Origin of the sequence: Tritonibacter scottomollicae (assembly GCF_003003215.1) — a bacterium.
Classification (GTDB): Bacteria; Pseudomonadota; Alphaproteobacteria; order Rhodobacterales; family Rhodobacteraceae; genus Epibacterium; species Epibacterium scottomollicae.
Map to the genome: position 1 here is coordinate 1 of NZ_PVUF01000016.1, position 21,145 is coordinate 21,145.

The 21,145-nt window shown below is 58.3% G+C and carries 14 protein-coding genes and 1 tRNA gene; 6 read left to right on the forward strand and 9 right to left on the reverse strand.

Going from position 1 to position 21,145, the window contains the following annotated elements:
- Positions 1-254, forward strand: a 254-nt coding sequence (locus CLV89_RS18310) for an integrase core domain-containing protein (RefSeq protein WP_133166708.1), incomplete at its 5' end; no start/stop codon positions are given.
- 587 nt (positions 255-841) lie between these two features.
- Here CLV89_RS18310 and CLV89_RS22795 read toward each other — a convergent pair.
- The 5 genes from CLV89_RS22795 to CLV89_RS18330 form a co-directional block, all read right to left on the reverse strand.
- Positions 842-1,435 carry a class I SAM-dependent DNA methyltransferase gene (locus CLV89_RS22795; protein ID WP_207796968.1) on the reverse strand — a complete coding sequence of 198 codons (594 nt, stop codon included), beginning with the start codon at positions 1,433-1,435 and terminating at the stop codon, positions 842-844.
- Between the two features lie 249 nt (positions 1,436-1,684).
- Positions 1,685-3,736 (reverse strand): class I SAM-dependent DNA methyltransferase, encoded by a 2,052-nt coding sequence (locus tag CLV89_RS18315; protein ID WP_207796969.1) that lies wholly within the window; start codon positions 3,734-3,736, stop codon positions 1,685-1,687.
- 384 nt (positions 3,737-4,120) lie between these two features.
- A tRNA-Val gene (locus tag CLV89_RS18320) sits at positions 4,121-4,195 on the reverse strand.
- Positions 4,196-4,214: 19 nt separating this feature from the next.
- A complete protein-coding gene (locus CLV89_RS18325; RefSeq protein WP_243395069.1) occupies positions 4,215-4,586 on the reverse strand; it encodes an HU family DNA-binding protein in 372 nt (123 codons plus the stop codon).
- Positions 4,587-4,782: 196 nt separating this feature from the next.
- Positions 4,783-5,250, reverse strand: coding sequence for an Lrp/AsnC family transcriptional regulator (locus CLV89_RS18330; protein ID WP_106165115.1), 468 nt, complete (start codon positions 5,248-5,250; stop codon positions 4,783-4,785).
- Between the two features lie 126 nt (positions 5,251-5,376).
- On the opposite strand from CLV89_RS18330, the gene CLV89_RS18335 reads away from it, so the two are divergent.
- The 3 genes from CLV89_RS18335 to metH all read left to right on the forward strand — a co-directional run bounded on the left by CLV89_RS18335 (position 5,377) and on the right by metH (position 11,139).
- On the forward strand, positions 5,377-6,432 hold the full coding sequence (locus CLV89_RS18335) for a Glu/Leu/Phe/Val family dehydrogenase (RefSeq protein ID WP_106165116.1): 1,056 nt from the start codon (positions 5,377-5,379) through the stop codon (positions 6,430-6,432).
- 935 nt (positions 6,433-7,367) lie between these two features.
- Positions 7,368-8,429, forward strand: a complete 1,062-nt coding sequence (locus CLV89_RS18340; RefSeq protein ID WP_106165117.1) for a homocysteine S-methyltransferase family protein — start codon at positions 7,368-7,370, stop codon at positions 8,427-8,429.
- Positions 8,422-11,139, forward strand: a complete 2,718-nt coding sequence (metH, locus tag CLV89_RS18345) for a methionine synthase (protein WP_106165118.1) — start codon at positions 8,422-8,424, stop codon at positions 11,137-11,139. The genes CLV89_RS18340 and metH overlap by 8 nt, the downstream gene beginning before the upstream one ends.
- A gap of 122 nt (positions 11,140-11,261) precedes the next feature.
- Here the strand turns inward: metH and CLV89_RS18350 are convergent, their stop codons facing one another.
- The 4 genes from CLV89_RS18350 to CLV89_RS18365 all read right to left on the reverse strand — a co-directional run bounded on the left by CLV89_RS18350 (position 11,262) and on the right by CLV89_RS18365 (position 18,627).
- On the reverse strand, positions 11,262-12,602 hold the full coding sequence (locus CLV89_RS18350) for an HlyD family type I secretion periplasmic adaptor subunit (RefSeq protein WP_106165119.1): 1,341 nt from the start codon (positions 12,600-12,602) through the stop codon (positions 11,262-11,264).
- Positions 12,595-14,637 carry a type I secretion system permease/ATPase gene (locus tag CLV89_RS18355; RefSeq protein WP_106165167.1) on the reverse strand — a complete coding sequence of 681 codons (2,043 nt, stop codon included), beginning with the start codon at positions 14,635-14,637 and terminating at the stop codon, positions 12,595-12,597. The genes CLV89_RS18350 and CLV89_RS18355 overlap by 8 nt, the downstream gene beginning before the upstream one ends.
- Before the next feature lie 16 nt (positions 14,638-14,653).
- Positions 14,654-16,741, reverse strand: coding sequence for an autotransporter outer membrane beta-barrel domain-containing protein (locus tag CLV89_RS18360; RefSeq protein WP_106165120.1), 2,088 nt, complete (start codon positions 16,739-16,741; stop codon positions 14,654-14,656).
- Positions 16,742-16,881: 140 nt separating this feature from the next.
- The gene (locus CLV89_RS18365) at positions 16,882-18,627 is read right to left on the reverse strand and encodes a hypothetical protein (RefSeq protein WP_106165121.1); all 1,746 of its coding nucleotides are present in this window, start codon (positions 18,625-18,627) and stop codon (positions 16,882-16,884) included.
- Positions 18,628-19,807: 1,180 nt separating this feature from the next.
- Here CLV89_RS18365 and CLV89_RS22945 point away from each other — a divergent pair.
- Together CLV89_RS22945 and CLV89_RS18380 are read left to right on the forward strand one after the other, a co-directional pair.
- Positions 19,808-20,575, forward strand: coding sequence for a helix-turn-helix transcriptional regulator (locus CLV89_RS22945; RefSeq protein WP_243395070.1), 768 nt, complete (start codon positions 19,808-19,810; stop codon positions 20,573-20,575).
- Positions 20,572-21,072 carry a hypothetical protein gene (locus CLV89_RS18380; RefSeq protein WP_106165123.1) on the forward strand — a complete coding sequence of 167 codons (501 nt, stop codon included), beginning with the start codon at positions 20,572-20,574 and terminating at the stop codon, positions 21,070-21,072. The genes CLV89_RS22945 and CLV89_RS18380 overlap by 4 nt, the downstream gene beginning before the upstream one ends.
- The last annotated feature ends 73 nt before the right edge of the window (positions 21,073-21,145 follow it).

Here is a 21,145-nt window from a genome sequence, read left to right on the forward strand (position 1 = left end):
GTGCCGTGGGCGCGAAGACCGCATTCATTGCCCCGGGATCACCTTGGGAGAACGGCTACTGCGAGAGCTTCAACGCCCGCTTCCGGGATGAGTTACTAAACGGCGAGGTCTTCACCACGCTGCGTGAAGCACAGATCCTCATCGAACGCTGGCGTCGCCACTACAACACGGTTAGGCCCCACAGCGCCTTAGGATACCGGCCCCCAGCGCCCAAAAGCATCGTCCTGATAGACCAAAGGCCGACGATGCATTAACATTCAAATTGGACCACTCGATGGGGGCACATCATAACATGACATAGAGACCCGCCGCGCCTGCTGAACTTGCTCTGAGCGCGTTCGCTGCCACACGAGACGGACAAAAACCGGATACAAACTTGAAAACAAAGGGCATGGGACCCGTCTAGGGAGTACGTCTTTCTTTCAAGGTCTTGACGGGTGCTGTCGACCGACAGCTATGCAACCGCGTCGAAGTGATGTTTAGCACTTCCGTTGCTATCTGGCCCCAATCCTGTTGCGCACCGCCATTTTTCGTCCGGTATTATATTTCGCCCCACAGGGGACCCAGCCGCACAGTTGAGCACCCTATTTCAATCACGGTTCAGCCCTAAAAATTTTTGAAATAAATCAGAATTTTGTTGCACTCATTCCAGCGCAAAGCCCTTGGAGTGCCGGGTAAGTATTCACCGGCCCCGGCGCTCAGTTTTTTTGAAGGAGCCGACCTTTCCGTACAATGGGGTATCTCCACAGCCAGAGTTGTGCGGTTTCCCCTTTTCGATCCCGCGAGACCTGAGCAGCGCTGATTGGTTTGTCACCCTGCCCGACCAGCGCCGCCGTCTTTATCATGCCTTGCCCTGCTCTGCCGCTCTTTCCTGATTGAGCCGGAAGAGGCGTGCAAGGATTTCCTCGTCAGTCAGCTTGCCATCGCGCCAGTCGTCGCCCCAGCCGTAAGCCTCCGCTACGGCTTCATCTAACTTCATGTGGGCGTGGTCCAGCCACGCGGGGCGGGCATTGTAGAGGTTGGTCAAGGTCCGCTTCTTGAGTTCTCGTGCTGCCTTGTTGTCTATCGGTATCAGCCGTTCAGCGTAGCCAGCGCCCACCTCAGGCACCCTGTTTACAAGGTCAGGTGGGGTCAGCCAGTTCTCGCGCAAGCGGTTCAGTGCTGCTGCTGCTTGAGCAATTTTTTCTGCTCGCGGATCGTCAACATAGTCATCGGCTGGGATATCCGGTGTCAGGCCTTCCGGAAAGGCATAGGTTTCGAATGTGGTAGATGGGGTGTAGCGAAGGTCATTCCCCGCACCATGCTTGCTACACATGCCAAGTGCCCATGTTTCATGGAAGGTCGAGCACAGTATCCCCATAAAGGTGTCGTCATCCTTTGCGAAGGCATACAGTTTGTGGCCGGGCAAACAGGAGATCGGCAACCAAACAAACACCCTATGCTTTGAGGTCTCAGGCGTCGCAAGGAACCGAGTCTGCCCGGAAATTGCGTCTCGGAGTTCCGGGCGCGCTCTTTGATGGAGCCACCATTGGCGAAAGGCTCGCTCCTCACGCTCTCTGAGCCTTGGTTTTCCTGCTAGGATGCGAGCTTGGTTCTCGATTTCGAAATGTGTTTTGAGATACTCAAAGGGAAGCTCATAAAGTGACGCTTCCTCTTCAGTACTATCTACTCCGAAGTCGATGATTCAGCGATCTTCAAGCCGTCTAGCTACGTCTCGACCGTTGATAAACGGGCGAACAACTCTGCTATTGCCATGCCCGTTCGGGTTGATCGGGGAAGAAACCCACTCTCTCGCGGTGTCACCTGACACAATAAATGGTCCAATCGGTATGATCCCTTGGAATGCCACTTCCACGTTTTCTAGTAAACGCGAAGCAGCGGTCAAATCCGTTACGCTGCCCGCCAAGTTTGAAGAAATCCGCTCGACATTCCTTCCATCTACAATTCCACCGCCGACATGCGCGTCAAAGCAGACCATTGAGACACGCACCGCAGCGCCGTCTACGGTCCATGGCTCGTCCGACCATGCGTTGAAGATACGGCCTTCGCTGACGATGGACTTTAGCACTTCGCGATTGAAACCGCTGCGAATTGAGTTGGTTGTGACCAGCCCAGCACGTTTCAGGCGACCCTCTTGCAACATCTCCCAAGCCTTGGCGAACCAATATGCGACTAGATCGACGCCGCCGGGGACGCCTTTCCAAGCTTTGCGCAAATCGTTGACATAGGTCTCCCCGAGTGCCGAGATCATTCGCTTGTTTCCCAAAAACGGCGGGTTCCCAACCACCACGTCCGCGTCCGGCCAGTCTGCTTTGGCCCCGCCAGAGCCAAGTGCGGCGTCCCGGTTTTCAATGGTCCCCAACGGGCGCAGGATCGGATTGCGAGCGGCATCGAAGCCGTTGCGACGCATCCACTGGATTTCCCCGACCCAGACCGACACGCGCGCGAGTTCAGCGGCATACGGGTTCAGTTCGATACCCTTCACGCATTCCGGCCCGATGGTCGGAAAGCCACGTGGAAGGCCCAAGGCCTCGGCCTCAAGGTTAGTGCGGTGCTCAATGTCCTTAAGCGCCAAGAGGGACAGGTAGAGGAAGTTTCCGGACCCGCAGGCTGGGTCCAGCACCCGGAAACCCCGCAGGCGCTCCAGAAACGCCGCGTGGAGGCGTTCCGCCTCGTTCTCAGCCTTGGTCCGCGCGGAGCGCGACTTGGCGCTCCCCGCCTTGCTCATCGCTGCTTCGATCTGGGTTTTCACCTCGGCCCATTCGGCAAGTAGCGGCTCGACCACCACCGGACCCACGATCTGCATGATCTTGTCGCGGTCGGTGTAATGGGCACCAAGCTGGGAGCGCTTGTCTGGGTCTAGCCCACGCTCAAACAGGGTGCCTAGAATGGAAGGGTCGATTTCGGACCAATCCAGTTTCGCTGCAGCTAGCAGTTCCTGTAGATCTTCCCTTTCCAGTGGTAGCGCCGTGTCGTCGTCGAACAGGCCACCATTGAACCATTCCACTTTTTCGAATCCGACCCGCCCACCAGCATGCATGGCGGCGAACAGATCTTTTGCGAAGGGCTGAAACTCGGACGGGTCTTTCTGGCTGAGTTCCAGCATTTTCTGGAACATCTTGTTTGGCAGAAGTTCGACATCCTCGGCGAACATGCAGAAAACTAGGCGATTTACAAAGTGCGCGACTGTTTCAGGATCATGCTTTCGGCTGCGCAGGCGCTGTGCCAGCGATGCGAATTTTTGTGCAGCCTCTTCGGTTAGAGCCTGACGCGTTTTTGATGGGCGCAGGCTCTCTGGATCGGTGAAGCAGGCACGAAGAAAGTCGCGTTTGCTAGCGTCCAGAAGGTCTGGCGTGGTAATCTCATGCACCTGCTGGACAGTGTTCGTCCAGTTGGTGTGAATACGGATGCGTGTCATATCCGACACGATCAGGAGCGGCGGGTTTTCCAGCGCAATGGAGTATTGCAAGAGCTGATCGTATGCCTTGTCTAGGGCCTTCTTCTTGCCCTTGTATTCCCAAGCGAAACACCCTTTGCGCCAAACGTCCGCCCAGCCCTCTCCGCCTGAGGTTTTGGACGCACCACGCTCGAAGGTGAACCAATCACCCTTGGGGTCAGCACTGATCGGGTCTTCAATTCCAAGAAGTGCACAGAGGTCATTGAAGTGGGACTGGGAAGCGCTTCGCTCCTTCAGCTCCGAAGCTTCCCATTTTTTTATGAAATCAGTGGCCTGCATTAAATCACCTGAGTTTTCTCAATGCATAGCACCTAGGGGGCAACAAAAACCAGCACAACTCAACCGACGCGACACACAGTGTCCACAGACGTCACCCCTTTGGTTTCGCTCAAATAGATACAGCTTGGTCCAAACACGCTCTTCGAACGTGCGGATGCCTGAGGCCGCTTGCGCTTGTACGAAGCCGAACCGGCTATGGAGGACGCAAACGATGAGTCGGAAGCCTGTGCTCCACAAGGCTAAATTCGGGGGAAGCTCCGCCGCTGACCGGGCCGAAAAGTACAATGGCCAGCACGGCAAAAGTACAATGGAAGCCGCTTGGCAGCACTCACCAAAATCGCCGCAAGTCTTTGTTTTTCAACGCATCTACAAGATAAGGAGGAATGGTGGGTGATAAGAGATTTGAACTCCTGACATCTTCGATGTGAACGAAGCGCTCTACCACTGAGCTAATCACCCGTGAGACAGGGTATTAACGTCAGCCGTCACGCTCTGCAAGAGGGGCCGGCGCAGTTTTTGTCTCCTCGGTCGGTTTTTCGGAGACGGCCTTTTTTCGGCGCAAGCGACAGACATGCAGACGCCCGTTCGGCGTGTCCTTGCTGCGGGTGACGCGCAGCTTTCCAAGCGGCTCCAGATTGGCCGAACGCTCCGCACTGATCGCCTCTCCCAAAACCGCCAGCATCGCTTCGATCACCGGCTTGGCGTCTCGCTTCTTCACACCGGTGCGTTCAACCACCTGATCTATCAGTTCTTTCTTGCGCAAATCCAGCACTTCAGACGTTGTGCTCGGCTCCGCCCGACTGGATGGCGTCGATGATGTATCCGCCGCATCCTCTGGTGTGGGCGTCACGTCAGGCGTCCCCGTGGGGTGCTGAGTCATAGGTTTGGGGTTTGCCATTGGTCCTGTCTTTCGCTCTGCTCAAGTTGCGCCCGAAGGGCGGACGGTGCCGGGCATTTCTCCGCAGACCGGATATGCCAGATCCATTGAGAGGCAGCCTAACGGTTCTGGCGTGCGAATGCATGTGGAATTCCGAGCGCGCTGCGGATCAAGCACGGGTTACACGCTCGGGCAGTGCGCTGCGCTGAACCATTGTGCGCAGCGTAAAACTCGACCGGGTGTTGCGGATACCGGGCACACACATCAGCCGGTTTTCCAGGAAATCATCAAAATCACTCAAGCTCGCCGCCACCACCCGGAGCAGGATATCGCGGGTGCCGGTCATCAAGTAGCACTCCATGACCTGATCGAACCGGCGCACGGCGGCCTCGAACTTTTGCAGCGCATCCCGGGATTGCCCTTCCAGCTCCACCGCGACAAAGATGGTGACCGGCAGCCCCAGCTTGGTCTGGTCGACCCGCGCGCCATAGCCCGCAATGACGCCGGTTTTCTCAAGGTTGGCCACCCGCCGGGCGCAGGGCGTTGGCGACAGTCCCACTGCCTCCGACAGATCCGCCATGGTCATGCGTCCGTCCCGCTGCAGTGCGGAAATGATCTTCCGGTCGAGAGCATCCATGATTTTCACCCCTAATCCAGAGAGTTTTGGAGGATTCCTCTAAATACTACAGGAAAACAAACTGCAATTGGAGAATTTCGGCGTCCACCTCAGGATATGGTCGCCCAACAGGCAGGAGGAGCAGCTATGACCATGACCTTGATTCCCAGTTCCACCCACGAGGCAATCCACCGCGTCGAAGATCCCGACAGCGGGCTCCTCGGTCTCATCGCCATCCACTCCACCCAGCTTGGCCCTGCGGCCGGTGGCCTGCGGATGCGACCCTATGAAACCTTCGAGGCCGCGCTGGAGGACGTCTCCCGCCTCTCCGCCGGCATGACCTACAAGAACGCCGCGGCTGGCCTGCCGCTGGGAGGCGGCAAGGCTGTGATCATCGCCGACCCGGCGACGCAGAAAACGCCCGACCTGCTGCGCGCCTTTGGCCGCGCCATCGAGAGCCTGAAGGGGCAGTATTTCACCGCCGAAGACATGGGGGTATCGCCCGAGGACATGTCGGTGATAGGCGAGGAGACGGCCTATGTCGCCGGCCTGCCCGCAGGTGAGTTTGCCAGCGGCGATCCCTCACCGATCACCGCACGCGGCATCTTCAACGCCATCCGCACCACACATGCCGCCCGTCACGGCAGTTCGGATCTGACCGGTCGCTCCGTCAGCCTGCAGGGGCTTGGCCATGTGGGCTGGCATCTGGCTGGCTTGCTGCGCCAGGCCGGGGCAAATCTGATCGTCACCGATATCGACCCGGTGCGGGTCGCCGCCGCTGTAAAGGCCTTTGACGCCACCCCGGTGGCGCTGGACGCGATCTATGGCGTCGAGGCCGATATCTTTGCCCCCTGCGCCATCGGCGGCATTCTCAACGAACAAACCATCCCGCAGCTCAGGACCTCCATCGTGGCGGGTGGCGCCAACAACCAGCTCGCCACCCCGGAGGATGCCAAGGGACTGCACGCGCGCGGCATTCTCTACGCTCCGGATTTCGTTGCCAATGGCGGTGGCATCATCAATGTCGCCACCGAGATCCTGAAGATCTCGGACCGTAGTGGTTTCGTAGACGAGAAACTCGCAGCACTCGACCAGACGATGATCCGCATCCTGACCGAAGCCAAAGCGCAGAATGTCAGTCCCGATACCGTCGCTGTGGCGACCGTGGATCGCATGATGGCAGCGCCGGAAGCCGCTGAATAACCACATCAGCGGGCAACAGGCCGACCGCCCTTTCAGCTTTTCATAAATATCTCGGAGCGCGAGGCAGAGCCTCGCATCCCGTTGCCAATAGAGCGCGCGCCCTGATCGGCGCGCGTTTATCTCTGTGTGGCAGACTGCATGCTGTCGCGACATGGCACCGGAGCTGACACCTCCGGACAGGAATTTGCCCCCAGAGACCAGCTTTCAAACAACGGTGCAGGGGGGCATCCAGCATAATGGGCCGCCGGAGCAACGACCACTGCAAGAGCTGGGTCCTTCGCGGGCGTATCGGCCTTCATAACTCAGAGAGCGACCAATGATCTTTTCGCGCCGATCTACTCAGCCGTTTCGCGCATCCCGGCTCCAGCTGGGATCTTTTCAACCGTCTTGGCACGGAGCGCGTCAGGTCAGTTCAGTCGCTCGGATGAGAAAACCGGGATCGTGATCGCGCGCACCTTCACCTCCTTCGGTATCATTCCGTCCACCATCACCACCTTCGTTCTTCATAGGGCGCCAGTATGTCGAGCAATTTTATAGAGGGCTGCGGTCTTTGCGCCGTTTACCCTGCAGCAACGGGATGTGTCCTGTTCGTCCGCCTCGGGAAGACATAGAGCTCAGCAGTTGCCGCTTATTCGCTCTCCCTTCAGTTCGCCTTCGTCCGAGCACACGTGCTTGCTCAACGACCCTCCGTTTTTGCCCTCCAATTCTGCTGGCCGGGTTCGCAGTATGCGTGGTCCCGGCTGGGCCCAATGCGATTGGGGAAGGTGCGGTGCTTTGTCCGTTTTCCGGTCTCGCTCAGCGAGGGCGGGCGGGCAGGGTGCGAGGAAGGCAGTTTGTCTGAACATGAACGAACCTCATGTTGTTGTCGCAGATTATGCATTTGATTGTGGTCGGCGATGTTCGGTATCGAGGCACCTCGATATGATAGGACCGATATGATCAATTTTTCCCTCCCGATCACCGACAGTTTCAAAGCTCTAGACGCCGCCGCCCGTGATCGCATCCTCGTGCTGGATGGTGCCATGGGGACGATGATTCAGACCTTGAACATGACCGAGGAGGACTTCACGGCCAATGGCCACATTCACGGACCTGGGTGCCGACACCACCAATCGGACCATCCGCAAAAAGGCAACAACGACCTTCTGGTACTGACCCAGCCCAAGGCGGTGGAGGATATCCAGCTGCAGTTCGCTCTGGCGGGGGCGGATATTCTTGAAACCAACACGTTTTCCTCCACCACCATCGCGCAGGCGGACTATGGGTTGGAGACGGCGGTACATGACCTGAACGTCGCAGGCGCGCAGGTGGCGCGGCGCGCGGCGGATCGGGCGCAAGCCGAGGATGGCCGCCCGCGCTACGTGGCAGGGGCTGTTGGACCGACCAACCGAACCGCCTCCATCAGCCCGGATGTGAATGATCCCGGTTACCGCGCGGTTACCTTCGATGATCTGCGCCGTGCCTATGGTCAGCAGATCGACGGTCTGATCGAGGGTGGCTCTGACCTGATCCTGATCGAAACCATCTTTGACACGTTGAACGCCAAGGCGGCGCTGTTTGCCGCGTTTGAGAGTTTCGCCAAGATCGGCCGTCGCCTGCCGCTGATGATTTCGGGCACGATTACCGATGCCTCGGGGCGGACACTGTCGGGTCAGACCCCGACCGCCTTCTGGCATTCGGTGCGCCACGCGCGGCCCTTCACCGTGGGGTTGAATTGCGCCCTTGGTGCCGATGCCATGCGGCCGCATCTGGCGGAATTGTCGGGCGTTGCCGAAACGATGATCTGCGCCTACCCGAACGCCGGTCTGCCCAATGCCTTTGGTCAATATGACGAGGAACCGGACGACACCGCCAGCAAGGTCGCGGTCTTTGCGAAAGAGGGGCTGGTGAATGTGGTGGGGGGGTGCTGCGGCACCACGCCCGAGCATATCCGCGCCATCGCCGAGCAAGTGGCCCCCTATGCGCCGCGCAAACCAAGAGGGACCAACAATGTCTGATCCGCTGCTGCGCCTTTCGGGGCTGGAACCCTTCGTGCTCACAAAGGACATCCCGTTCGTCAATGTGGGCGAGCGCACCAATGTCACTGGCTCGGCCAAGTTCCGCAAGCTGATTACCAACCGCGACTATGCCACCGCGCTGGACGTGGCCCGCGATCAGGTGGAGAACGGCGCCCAGATCATCGACATCAACATGGACGAGGGGCTGATCGACTCCAAGCAGGTGATGGTCGACTTCCTCAATCTGGTTGCGGCAGAGCCTGATATCGCCCGCGTGCCGGTGATGATCGACAGCTCCAAATGGGAGGTGATCGAGGCGGGTCTGCAATGTGTGCAGGGCAAGCCGGTGGTCAATTCGATTTCGCTGAAGGAAGGCGAGGAGGCGTTTCTGCATCAAGCCAGCCTGTGCCTTGCTTACGGGGCCGCCGTGGTGGTCATGGCCTTTGACGAGACGGGGCAGGCGGACAGTTTTGAACGCAAGACCGAGATCTGCGCCCGCGCCTACCGGATCCTCACCGAGAAGGTTGGCTTTCCCCCCGAGGATATCATCTTTGATCCCAACGTCTTTGCCGTGGCCACGGGGATCGAGGAACACGACAATTACGGCGTTGATTTCATCGAGGCGACGCGCTGGATCCGTGAAAACCTGCCGCATTGTCACATCTCTGGCGGGGTCTCCAACCTGTCGTTCAGCTTTCGTGGCAATGACCCGGTGCGCGAGGCGATGCATGCGGTGTTCCTGTATCACGCCATTCAGGCGGGCATGGACATGGGCATCGTCAACGCGGGTCAACTGGTGGTCTATGACCAGATTGACGCCGATCTGCGCGAGGCCTGCGAGGATGTGGTGCTGAACCGCACCCCGGCCAATGGGGAGAGTGCGACCGAGAACCTTCTGGATATCGCGGAACGCTTCAAGGGCAACAAGCGCGAAGAGAAGAAACGTGACCTCGCCTGGCGGGACTGGCCGGTCGAAAAGCGGCTGGAGCATGCGCTGGTCAACGGGATCACCGAATTTGTCGATGAAGACACCGAAGCGGCGCGTGTGGCCGCAGACAAACCGCTCGATGTGATCGAGGGGCCGCTGATGGCGGGCATGAATGTGGTCGGCGACCTGTTTGGCGCCGGCAAGATGTTCCTTCCGCAGGTGGTGAAATCGGCCCGCGTGATGAAGCAGGCGGTTGCAGTTCTGCTGCCCTATATGGAAGCGCAGGACGAGGGGCAGCGTGAGAGCGCCGGGCGCGTGCTGATGGCCACGGTAAAAGGCGATGTGCACGACATCGGCAAGAATATCGTCGGCGTTGTTCTGGCCTGCAACAATTACGAGATCATCGACCTCGGGGTGATGGTGCCGCCGCAAAAGATCCTCGAAGAGGCTAAGGCCCAAAATGTGGATATCATCGGCCTGTCCGGTCTGATCACCCCGTCGCTGGACGAGATGGTACATCTGGCTGCGGAAATGGAGCGGGAGGCGTTCGACGTGCCCTTGCTGATCGGTGGGGCCACGACCTCCAAGGTGCATACTGCTGTCAAGATCGCGCCGAACTATACCAAGAGCCAGGCGATCTATGTCACCGACGCCAGTCGCGCGGTTGGGGTGGTGTCTGCGCTGCTTAGCAAGACGCAGAAGCAGCCCTATATCGACGGCATCCGCACGGAATATTCCGAAGTCACAGAACGCCACGAACGCGCGGAGCGGGCCAAGCAGCGCCTGCCGTTGGAGGCGGCGCGCGCCAATGCGATGAAGATCGACTGGTCCGACTATTCCGCAACCGCGCCGTCCTTTACCGGCGCGCGCGTGATCGAGGGCTGGGATCTTTCGGAGATCGCCCGCTACATTGACTGGACGCCGTTCTTTCAGACGTGGGAGTTGAAGGGCGTCTATCCGCGTATTCTCGAGCACGAGAAATATGGCGAGGCGGCGCGCAACCTGTTTCAGGACGCACAGGCGATGCTGAAGCAGATCATCGACGAAAACTGGTTCGGCCCGCGCGCAGTTGTGGGGTTCTGGCCCGCCAATGCGGTCGGGGATGACATTCGTCTGTTCCAGAACGATGCGCGCACCGAGACGCTAGCTACGCTGCACACGCTGCGCCAGCAGACCTCCAAGCGCAAGGACAGCCCCAATCTGGCGCTTGCGGATTTCGTCGCGCCGGAAGGCACGCCCGATTGGGTTGGTGGCTTTGTGGTCACGGCAGGGCCGGAGGAACTGGCGATTTCCGAGCGCTTTGAGAAAGCCGGAGACGATTATGGTGCGATCATGGTCAAGGCGCTTGCGGATCGGTTTGCAGAGGCCATGGCGGAGATGCTGCACCAGCAGGTGCGGCGCGAGCACTGGGGCTATGCACAGGATGAGCAGTTTGAGCCGCAGGAGCTGATCGGTGAGCCCTATGATGGCATTCGTCCCGCCCCCGGCTATCCTGCACAACCGGACCACACGGAGAAGCGGACGCTCTTTGATCTGCTAGACGCGGAGGCGAACACAGGTGTTGAGCTGACCGAAAGCATGGCAATGTGGCCGGGGTCATCGGTGTCCGGGCTCTATCTCGGTCATCCCGAGGCCTATTACTTTGGCGTGGCCAAGGTCGAGCGCGATCAGGTGGCGGATTATGCCGTGCGCAAGGGAATGGATCTGGCCGAGGCGGAACGCTGGTTGTCCCCGATCCTGAACTATCGCCCCACCAGCTCTGCAGCGGTGGCTGCGGAATAACGGTCGGGCCGCCGTCTTGGCGGCCCGGTTGGGGCCGGGGGCGACGCCCGCCGTTCGGGCAGCGGGCGCACGCGATCTGTCTAACAGCTCCGGTAGTCTGATGTGACCACCGCTGTTCCCGATCACTGTTCCCTGAAGGCCCGGATCATGCTGTCTGCGACAGGCTTCATTAGATATTGGATGAATGTCCGGTTCTGGGTCTGAATCATGATCTGGGCGGGCATGCCCGGTGTGGGAGTGAAGCCGCGTACACGGTCCAGCTCGCTCGGTGCGACCGAGATACGTGCCACGTAGATTTCCTGCGGCAGCTCCTGCGAGCGATCCAGGATCGCATCCGCAGAGACATAGTAGACCTCGCCCTGCAGAATGGGTGTGGTGCGTTGGTTCAGTGCCGTCAGCCTGACGGTCGCGGCCTGACCTTTGCGGACCACATCAATTTCAGTGCGCGGGATCTGGACCTCGATGATCAGCGGCTCGCCGGTGGGCAGGATTTCCAGAATGGCCTTGCCGCTTTCGACGACGCCACCGGCCGTGTGATAATGCAGACGAATGACAGTGCCCGAGACCGGCGCGACGATTTCGGTTCGGTTGAGGACGCTCTCAGCCTTGCGGGCCTGTTCGCGGACGCTTTCAAGCTCGGATTGTACCGCCTGCAACTCATCCAGCGCAGCGCTTTGTCGTTCGTTGATGGTCTGCGTGATCTGTGACTCGTAGCGACGCGACAGGGAGGCGGTCTCGTCGACCTCCGACTCCAACCGCCCGATCTGCCCTTTGGCTTCGGCAAGCGCCCGGCGCAGGGTGTTGTACTCGGTCTTTCGCACAAGCCCCTTTTCCAGCAATTGTTCCTTGGCTTCGGAGTCCTCCTCGAGGATCTCCAGCTGCGCACGGGTGGCGATCAGTTGTTTCTCGTAGCCGGACGACCTGTCCCTGAGTGCTTCGATGCTTTGATTGAGGAGGTTTATGTCGTTGCGCAACTGCTGGGTGGCGGCGTTGAAGACGATCTGCTGCCCATCAAGCATCGCTGCCACATTGAAGTCAGAGCGCAGCTGTTCCAGCTTTGGCGGATAGACCAGCGTGTCCTTGCGATTGTATTCGGCAAGGATCCGGGTCTCCATCGCTTCCAGTCGAACCTGACGCAAGAAAAGCTCTCGTTCGGTCGCAAGGGCAGAGGTTTCATCCAGCAGGACAATGGGTTGTCCTGCGACGACGTTTTCGCCTTCTTCCACGAGAATGGCCTTGATAATCCCGCCTTCGAGGTGCTGCACGATCTTGTTGCTGCCGGTGGCAACGAAGCTGCCCTGCGAAATGACCGCAGCGGCCAGAGGCGCCATGAAGGCCCAGAGACCAAACCCGCCAATGCCAAAGACCAAGAGGAAAAGCCCGAAGCTGACGTGTTTTTTGACCGAGCGAGGAACGTCCTCGTACCATTCTGCAGGCGCGACATATGCAGTCATGTCAGACATTGCGCGGCCCTCCATTGCCTTGCGACGGAAGCTTGCCACCCGAGGTGCGTTCCGACAGTTTTTGCAGCACTTGCTGGCGTTCTCCAAACAGAACGATATTGCCATCCGCCAGCAGCATGATCTTGTCCACCACGCTCAGCAGTGAAGGCTTCTGCGTGATCACAACCACCGTGATGCCTGCTTCGCCTGCGTGGCGGATGGCATTGGCCAGAGCCTGGTCGCCGGACGTGTCGAGGTTGGAGTTCGGCTCGTCCAGAACCAGAAAGCGCGGATTGCCAAAGAACGCCCGCGCCAGGGCGATCCGTTGTTTCTGACCGCCGGACAGGGGAGAGCCGTCCGCCGCAACCATGGTTTCATACCCATGGGGCAGGGAGGCGATCATGTCGTGTACATCGGCCAGCAGGGCGGCGCGATGGATATCCTCATCCTTGGCGCCAGCGCGCATCCGGGCGATGTTGTTTTTGATCGATCCGGGAAAGAGCTGCACGTCCTGCGGCAGATAGCCGATGTTCTCGCCCAGCTGGCGCTCGTCCCAATTGCGCAGATCCATCAGATCAAGCCGCACGTTGCCGGATGTCGGCAGGATTGATCCCACCAGCATCTTGCCCAGTGTCGTCTTGCCCGCGCCGGAGTTTCCAATCACCGCCAGAGAGTCACCGGGATTGAGGCCGAAGGTCAGCCCGTTCAGGATCACCTGCTTGGTGCCGGCGGGAACGAACAGCAGGCGTTCGACATTCAGGCGTCCTTCGGGTCGGGGCAGGCGGAGCTTTTCGAACTTCTGCACCGAGGACATCATCAGTTTGGACACTCTGTCATAGGCGGCGCGGGATTGCGAAAACCCGTTCCAGCCTTCGATCGACCCCTCGATCGGAGCCAGTGCACGACCGGCGATGATGGATGCGGCGATCACCATCCCACCGGTGATTTCACCTTCCAGCGCAAGAAACGCCCCCCAGCCCAGCATAGCAATCTGCGTGAGCAACCGCGCCCCGCGCGACACGGCGGCCCAGACGATGTTGCGGTCCTGTGCAATGACCTGCGCGCGCAGGGAGGCAGCCGTGTCGCGCCCCCACAGGGCAACCGCTTCGGGCACCATTGCCAGAGCGTTGATGATCTGGCTGTTCCGCGACATGGAGTCGAGATGCATATTCGCCCGCGACTGGGCCTGATTGGCCTCGGCAAAGGGCTTGGATGTGACCTTCTGGTTGATCAGCGCGATGATCATGAGCGCAATCGCGGTTCCGATCACAATCATGCCGAGATGTGGATGCACCATGAAAATCGCGAGAATGAACAGGGGGGCAAACGGCACATCCAGAAAGGAGATCAATGTGCCTGACACCAGGAAGGAGCGCAGCAATTGCAGATCCCCAAGCGTCTGATACTGGCGTCCATTGTCATGCAGCGAGGCATGTGCGGCGGCGCTGAGCACGGGAGCACCGAGCAGGACTGCAACCTCGACAGCGGTGCGCATCAGGATGAAGCGTCTCACCGCGTCAAAGATGGCTTGCAGGATCACCGCCCCTGCGATCACCACGGTCAGCATGATGAGCGTGTCGAGGGATCGGCTGGTCAGAACCCGATCCGAGATTTGGAACAGGTAAATCGGAATGGCCAGCACCAGCAGGTTTGTGGCGCAGGTCAGGACCATGACAAAGCCGAGGTTGCGGCGCACGACCTTGCGCCCCCTTTGCAGCTGCTGAACAAACTGCTCAGGCCCTGCGCGTTTATGGAACTGTGGCGTCGAGCCACCACCGTCGCCCCCGCCATTGCCGGTGTTGGTATTTGCGGGTGGCTTGCCTCCGCCTGATTTGAGGGTGGGGCCGGTGTCGGCCTCGATCTGGACGCCCCCAAGTCCCTTTGGAATGCGTTGGGTGGCCCCCATCTTTTCGGCTTGGTCGCACCGAAGTTCGGGCGTGAGTTTGAGGGGGGGCTGAGTCTCCTGATCGGGAGATGGGGTGCTGGATGTGTTTTGAGTATCTTTTGGTGTAGCGCCGGGCGCATCGCCAGAGCCGGAAAAGGTCTTATCTAACATCATATCACTCTATTTATTAGGCCAACATTGTTTGCATCATGTCGGGGCTTCCGCTGTATTCGGGCGGGGTTGCGATGATTTCGATATCGTTGGAGGTCTCTGTGTCCGGGCCGATCATACCGTCGGCCAGAAAGGCCACCGCCTCGGTGGCGAGTGCGGGCAGGGCGACGCCCAGCGGGTCGGAGTCCGTGTCGATCAGATTGGCCTGATAGAGCAGGGCATCGCTGTAGACGTCGCCTTCGACCCGGACTTCGGAGTCGATGCCGTAGACGTCGACGGAGGCCAGGTTGATCGCGGCGTTTGATCCGGTGACCAGATCCACCGAAGCGCCGGTCTGGTCCTCGAAGTTGTCCAACGCGAGGTGGACCTGATCGGAATCCCCCATGACATTGGTCTGCTCCAGCCAGTTCACGGTTGTGAGGTCGCCGGAGATATACAAGACGGTCAGAAGATCATCGCCCTCGAACACACTGTCATGGGCGACGTCTTCAGTGATGGTGGTGGCCCCGGCAGCAAAGGCCTCGCTCGCGGTCGCGAAATTCGATGTCATCTCACCGTAGCTGTTGACCCCGGTGGTCGAGATGCTTGCGCCATTGAACAGCAGGTTGTCACCGCCGGAAAAGGTGAAGGGGACGTCTGCCGATGAGGTGATGGTGTCGTAGTCCATCATCACATTGGTCTGGCTGATCTGATTGATCGTGATCAGGCTGCCGCCGATCATGATCAGGTCGTAACCGTAGCCAATCTCGGCGAGATCGACCACGTTGGCGATGGTATTGTCGCCCATCACGATATGCGTGTTGCTGCCGGTGAACTGGATATCCGCGCGGTCATGGTCCGTCATGAAGCTGAACTGATTGACCCAGTTCACAGTCAGAATATCGCCGTCGATGCGGGTCACAGCCCAGTTTTGAGGTAGGCCGAGGTCCTCTGCCGGGCTGTCGGCTGGCGTTGTCCCATCCTCGGCCACCGGCGCCGTTGAGGTGTAGGACATCATGGCGACATTGAAACTTGCAGAGAGCGATGCCGCCCCATGTCCGTTCAGGGTGACGTGTTCGAACAGAACATTCACCTGACTGATTGAATTCAGCTCGACGACATCCCCCATGACGGAGATCACCGGCGCATCCAGCCAGCCAACGGAAATGGATGCGTCATTGATCATGACATTGCCGCCGGTCACCACGTTGTGCCCCGCGTCGATGTCAAATGGCCCGTCATCTGACGACGATCCGCCCAAACCTTCGAAGGGGTCGGTGTTTTCCAGCGCGTCTGGGTCGTCGTTCCCCTCTGCGGTCCCCTCTGCAGGCGCATCGGTCGATGAGGTCTCGTCCGATCCATCTGCCTCCAGCGCGACGTCCGGATTCTCGTCGCTGAAGTACGCCGGCATGACGTCGTCCAGAATTGGTGTGTCCTCGACCGTTTCACCGTCCATATGGCTGCCGTCCGCGTCGGCACCGTGAAAGACGCTCACCGTTTCGCCAATGCGAGATGCCCCATCTGTGGCACCCATGTTTTCATGCAGGGTAATCGCTGCGGTGAGCGTGCTCTGGCTGAAATCCAGCGGCGCATCCGTCGACATCGCCCCAAGCGTTTGGGCAACCAGATAGGATGTGTGCAGTGAGGTCACGTATTCTGACGGATCTACAAAAACGGCCTGAACGTCGTTGAGGTACAATTCGTCGCTATCATCCATCCAGGCTGCCTGAAGCGTAATCGTCGCAACGCTGCCTGGCGGTTCCAGCGTCAGAAGCGGACGACCATTGATGAAGGGCAAGGGCGCCTGGTTCTGCGGCGTATCGGTCTGCTCTGGCACCGGGGCAAAAGGCTGCTGGTAGGGGAGCCCTCTGAAAAAGAGGCCGTAGTCGGCGGGGGCAAAGAAATAGTCCGTCGTCGAGGGGGTATAGTCCACCTCGGGCGTGAAGTCCGTGAGTGTGTATGGGACGTTGAGCGTGACGGCGATGTGGATCAGCTCTTCTGTGTCTGGTTCTGCCGCCTGGATCGCCTTGAATTTGGCATAGACATCGCGCATGCGCGCTTCTTCGACTGCGATGTGGAATACACCGATCATGTGCGAGATGACTTCGGTTGTTTTATCGAACATTTTCTGGCCCCAATTTCTGCGATTGAATGGCCGCTCACCTCGGTATTTTCTTCTGGGCGGATGAAAAATCCGCAGTCGGTTCTGGAAAGTTCAAGACAGATCGGGCCCGCAGAGCGGGCCCGATCAAAGGTGTGTTTGACTTATGCGCCGTCGCCATCGTCGCCGATGTAGCTGGAGCTGAAGCCCCCGCCGACCACGGTCATGTCAACGGTGTTGCCAAGAACGTTGGCCCCCATCACGATGCTCTGGTTGAACGCCGTGGTGTCGATCTGCGACGCCGCCGAAGCGAAGGATTCGCCGGTCACGAAGCCGTCGTCACCATTGTTCGACCCCCACATTCCGGCATCGCCACCAGCACCACCGGCACCGGTTGTGGCGTTGCCGCCATTGCCGCCGACACCGCCGCCAGCCTGGACGCCACCGACAACCGCCTGGCCACCGAAGCCATCACCGCTGTCGCCGCCCCAGGCATGACCGCCGTAGCCGTCACCGCCGTCACCGGCACCGGCAAGGTTCATACCGCCATTGCCCTGAGCGTTGCTCATCGCAGCAGCCCATGCACCAGCGTCACCGCCGTCACCACCGTTGGCGTTGCCGCCCGCACCGTTGCCCGCACCACTACCGGCTGCAGAGGCAAGCGATCCGGCGTCGCCACCGTTGCCGCTTTGACCGGATCCGGAACCAAGACCGGCGCCAGTTGCGTCTGCGTCGGAATCTCCGGTGTTGCCACCGTCAGCTCCGGCCAGACCAAGGCCAAGCAGACCCAGACCAGCACCGACTGCGCCGGCATCCCCAGCGTCGCTGCTGTCCGCGCCGGCCCCTGCGGCACCGGTTCCGACACCGATCCCACCGGCATCCCCAGTGTTGCCGCCATCCGCATTGGACCCGGCACCGCCAAGACCAACGCCCAGACCCGCACCGATCGAGGACGCATCACCGCCATCGTCGCTGGTGGCATCTGAATCAGATCCAGCACCACCAATTCCGACACCGAGGCCGATGGCCGCTGCGCTACCGCCAGCTGCACCGGTGCCGCCCTGGGCTGCACCGTTTCCAGCCGCTCCGCTGGCGCCACCGGTTGCACCGGCTGCACCGCCGATACCGAGGCCGCCAAGCGCGCCAGCACCGTTCGCGTTTGCATGACCACCACCGGATCCGCCTGCCGCGCCGGCATCAATGCCGTCATCGGATGTGGCGGAGCCACCACTGGACGTGTTGGTCTGAGTCATGGTGCCGCTGTTGGACACATTGCTCAGGGCATCGTTGTCCTGAAGGTTGTTGGACTGCGCATTGATCGTTCCGGCATCATTGCCGGCACCGTTCAGGGCGTCGTTCAACATATTGTCCAGGTCGAGGTCATTGCCGGGATTATAGTCGATGTTGCCCTGCGCCATGATGAAGTCACCGGCGTTGGAATGATCGAGATCGATATCGGCAAAGTCATCATCTGTCGGCTCATAGCCACCCAGATCGACATCAACATCCACATCAACGGTTGTGTCGGTGGTGTTGGTGTTGCTGTTGTAGTTGCCATTGGCGTTCAGGTTGCCATTGGCGTTGGCATTGGCGTTGGCATTCCCATTGGAGTTCCCGTTATGGTTGCCATTGGCGTTGCCGTTGGCATTCCCATTGGAGTTCCCGTTGGCATTTCCATTGCCGTTCAAATTGCCGTTGCCATTGCCATTCATGTTGCCATTCCAGCTTTCACTGGCCTGGTATTGGCCTTGACCTTGGTCTTGATCCTGATCGGAGTGTTGGCCCTGGGCTTGCAGTTGTGCCTGAAGCTCAGCTTGCAGCTGACCTTGGCCCTGACCTTGATCCTGGTCCTGCTCCTGATCCTGAGAGTCGCCCCAGTTGCCGAAAAGGAATGGTGTTTTATTTGACATTGTATTTCTCCGGTAAAGCATTCCCCGGATCGCCGCTCATTTCAAAAGCGATCATCAGGGTGTGCGATTGGTGAGTTGTCATGAAGATGCGGTGCCGCAGGTGAACGAGATGTTCTTCCGCTGGTCCGCGATTGATGTGCTGAAGTGTATTTGGCCCCCCTTTCTTGCTATATGATTTTTCAAAAGCGATGACTTTGAACTGAAAGGGCAGAGGTAATCACGCCGCTATTTTCAGTTTGGTCTCAGCGTGAGGTAAAGATCACGCAGGTCCCAGGACGAGACAGACCGAGCATTGCGAAAACGCAGCCGTAAAACTACCCATCCATAGGGGTTAGTTTTTGAAGTGGAGTGTTAACCTTTTGTTAATTATTGGTATTTTGCCATGGGGTGGGTAATTTAAGTGCGCTGAAACATCGCTGCGCAGCTTTAATGTAGATAATTAGGTTAGGGTGTCCGGAAAAAGGTGTATACGCCCTGATCGGAAGTTATCATCCTAGAGGCTGTATTTCATAATACGACTCTATGAGCTTGCGGTCGGATCAGGCGCCAGTGTCAGGCCGATGGTTTTCGGAAAATGATAGGTGTGTATCAATCTGTCTGATCTTGATCGTCAGGCGCGGCACAACTTTAATGCGATTGCAAGGTTTGATTAAGGCACATGCTGGTTGTGGGGACAGGGAGGTGCGTAGTTAGCAGAACCCTTTGAGTGATTCTCTGTTCGGTTGATATCTTCATAAAGTCTGTAATATGGTATTAAAAACAAAGTGTTGTGGTGATTTTTTGAACTTATGAGTGCGCGCGACTTCACAGAGTTCGGGAAGGTCTCGGCGCCTGAAGCACTCAAGTGGATCGACTTTGGCGATGATGTTCTATTTCAGAATTTTAAACCTGAATTCAGGCAATTACCCTGGCGTGAGGTGGGTATGAAAGACGCCATGAGCGGATCTTTACCGAAAAATACAGACAGTAGATTTAAATTGTGATAATTTTGCTAGGCCATACGTATTTCGGGGGTTTGGGCGCGATTCTTAGATGTTGCGATCAGGGAGATTGTTTCCCTGTTTAATGCGCATGAAACCATCCCGAGCGCTGCTGAGAGATTAAAGAGAGGTGTGGTGGCTCTTGTCTATATGACAGTCTTTGAGTGGTTGCAGTGCGCTACATCCAGGTGGAATGCGACATGACGAGTAAAGAATGTGTACATGAGTTTAGTGGGATCGCATGCTATTTTGTGGGGAATTCGCATGATTTTTCCTCTTCTGCTATTGATCTTGCTACTATTAGTTTCAGCTCAGTTAAGTTCGAACGGCTTGAAACGATAGACGAATTGATCGCCCTGAATTTGGAGAGACCTGACCGGGTGCGGTCGGTTATTCTAAACCAATCCATGGGCAAAACGCTGGTTGATCAGATGGAGCGCATACAAGAAGCGTTTCCAAGTGCGACAATTGCATTTGCATATCGGCAAGCTGAGTTGGCGAAATCGTTCCTGTGCAAGATGCGCGAATTGCATCCGCGCCGACGGGTTGCATTTCTTCCCATGAACCGTGATCTGGACCGTTGGCTTACATTGCTGCGGTTATTGGTTTGCGGAGAAAATTTCGTGCCGGATGAATTGCACGATATTTTTTTTCAAGGCAATGACACGGCGTCAACATCTGAAAAAACAGACCACGCCTGCGAGGCGGCGCGTGTCGCTCAAAAAGAAGCACTTGAAGCGCGGACGGCCAAGGCCGTTGGCATCCGATTGACCACCCGGGAGGCTCAGGTGCTGTCCTGTGTCGCGGAGGGGAAGCAGAACAAGCTTATCGCCAATCGGCTCGGCCTGTCCGAACATACGGTCAAGCTGCATATCCATCACGTGATTGCCAAACTTGGGGTAAACAACCGGACAGAGGCTGCGGTCTGGTTCCTCGAAAATCACGGTTCAGACCATCTGGTTCAATGACCGATACCGAGAAGCAACTCAACTTTGACGGGTTCCTGTTGCTTGTCGGCAAGCTGAACTATGCATGGACAAATACCGAAAGCCTGCTCATCCATTTGATCGCCGGACTCGCCGGGGTGGACAAGGAGATCGCCACGGTGATCTTCCTGACGCTGAATACCACGCGGGCGCGTATCGACCTGGTGGAGCGGCTTACCAAGCTCGATAAGGTATCCGCGACGGAGCGCGCGCCGATCCTGGCATTGACCGGACGGATCCAGCGACAATCCGCGCTCCGGAACAGGTATAACCACTGCATCTATGCGTTTGATGCCGATGGGGGGAACCCGCATACGATCCTGATGCGGATTGCAGATCGCAGGGATACGCTGAAGATTGGTCAGTCCACGCCGCTCAATGATGCGGCGGCTGAGGATATCGAGGCGGCGATCTCTGAGCTGACTGCCATAAACCTCAATATCTGGAAGGTTATCGCCCAGTTCGACTACCCGAAATAGAGCGCTGCGACAGGCTAACCGTAAGGTGTAACCCTATTGCTAGCTTCACAGAAAAATGCTCTGATTTTACGCT

Excerpts from the sequence above, each read along its gene's own strand:
- CLV89_RS18360 (WP_106165120.1), bottom strand. The coding sequence starts at position 16,741 with ATGTTCGATAAAACAACCGAAGTCATCTCGCACATGATCGGTGTATTC.
- CLV89_RS18355 (WP_106165167.1), bottom strand. The coding sequence starts at position 14,637 with ATGTTAGATAAGACCTTTTCCGGCTCTGGCGATGCGCCCGGCGCTACA.
- CLV89_RS22945 (WP_243395070.1), top strand. The coding sequence starts at position 19,808 with ATGACGAGTAAAGAATGTGTACATGAGTTTAGTGGGATCGCATGCTAT.
- metH (WP_106165118.1), top strand. The coding sequence starts at position 8,422 with ATGTCTGATCCGCTGCTGCGCCTTTCGGGGCTGGAACCCTTCGTGCTC.
- CLV89_RS18330 (WP_106165115.1), bottom strand. The coding sequence starts at position 5,250 with ATGGATGCTCTCGACCGGAAGATCATTTCCGCACTGCAGCGGGACGGA.
- CLV89_RS18350 (WP_106165119.1), bottom strand. The coding sequence starts at position 12,602 with ATGTCTGACATGACTGCATATGTCGCGCCTGCAGAATGGTACGAGGAC.
- CLV89_RS18315 (WP_207796969.1), bottom strand. The coding sequence starts at position 3,736 with ATGCAGGCCACTGATTTCATAAAAAAATGGGAAGCTTCGGAGCTGAAG.
- CLV89_RS18340 (WP_106165117.1), top strand. The coding sequence starts at position 7,368 with ATGATCAATTTTTCCCTCCCGATCACCGACAGTTTCAAAGCTCTAGAC.
- CLV89_RS18335 (WP_106165116.1), top strand. The coding sequence starts at position 5,377 with ATGACCATGACCTTGATTCCCAGTTCCACCCACGAGGCAATCCACCGC.
- CLV89_RS18380 (WP_106165123.1), top strand. The coding sequence starts at position 20,572 with ATGACCGATACCGAGAAGCAACTCAACTTTGACGGGTTCCTGTTGCTT.
- CLV89_RS18365 (WP_106165121.1), bottom strand. The coding sequence starts at position 18,627 with ATGTCAAATAAAACACCATTCCTTTTCGGCAACTGGGGCGACTCTCAG.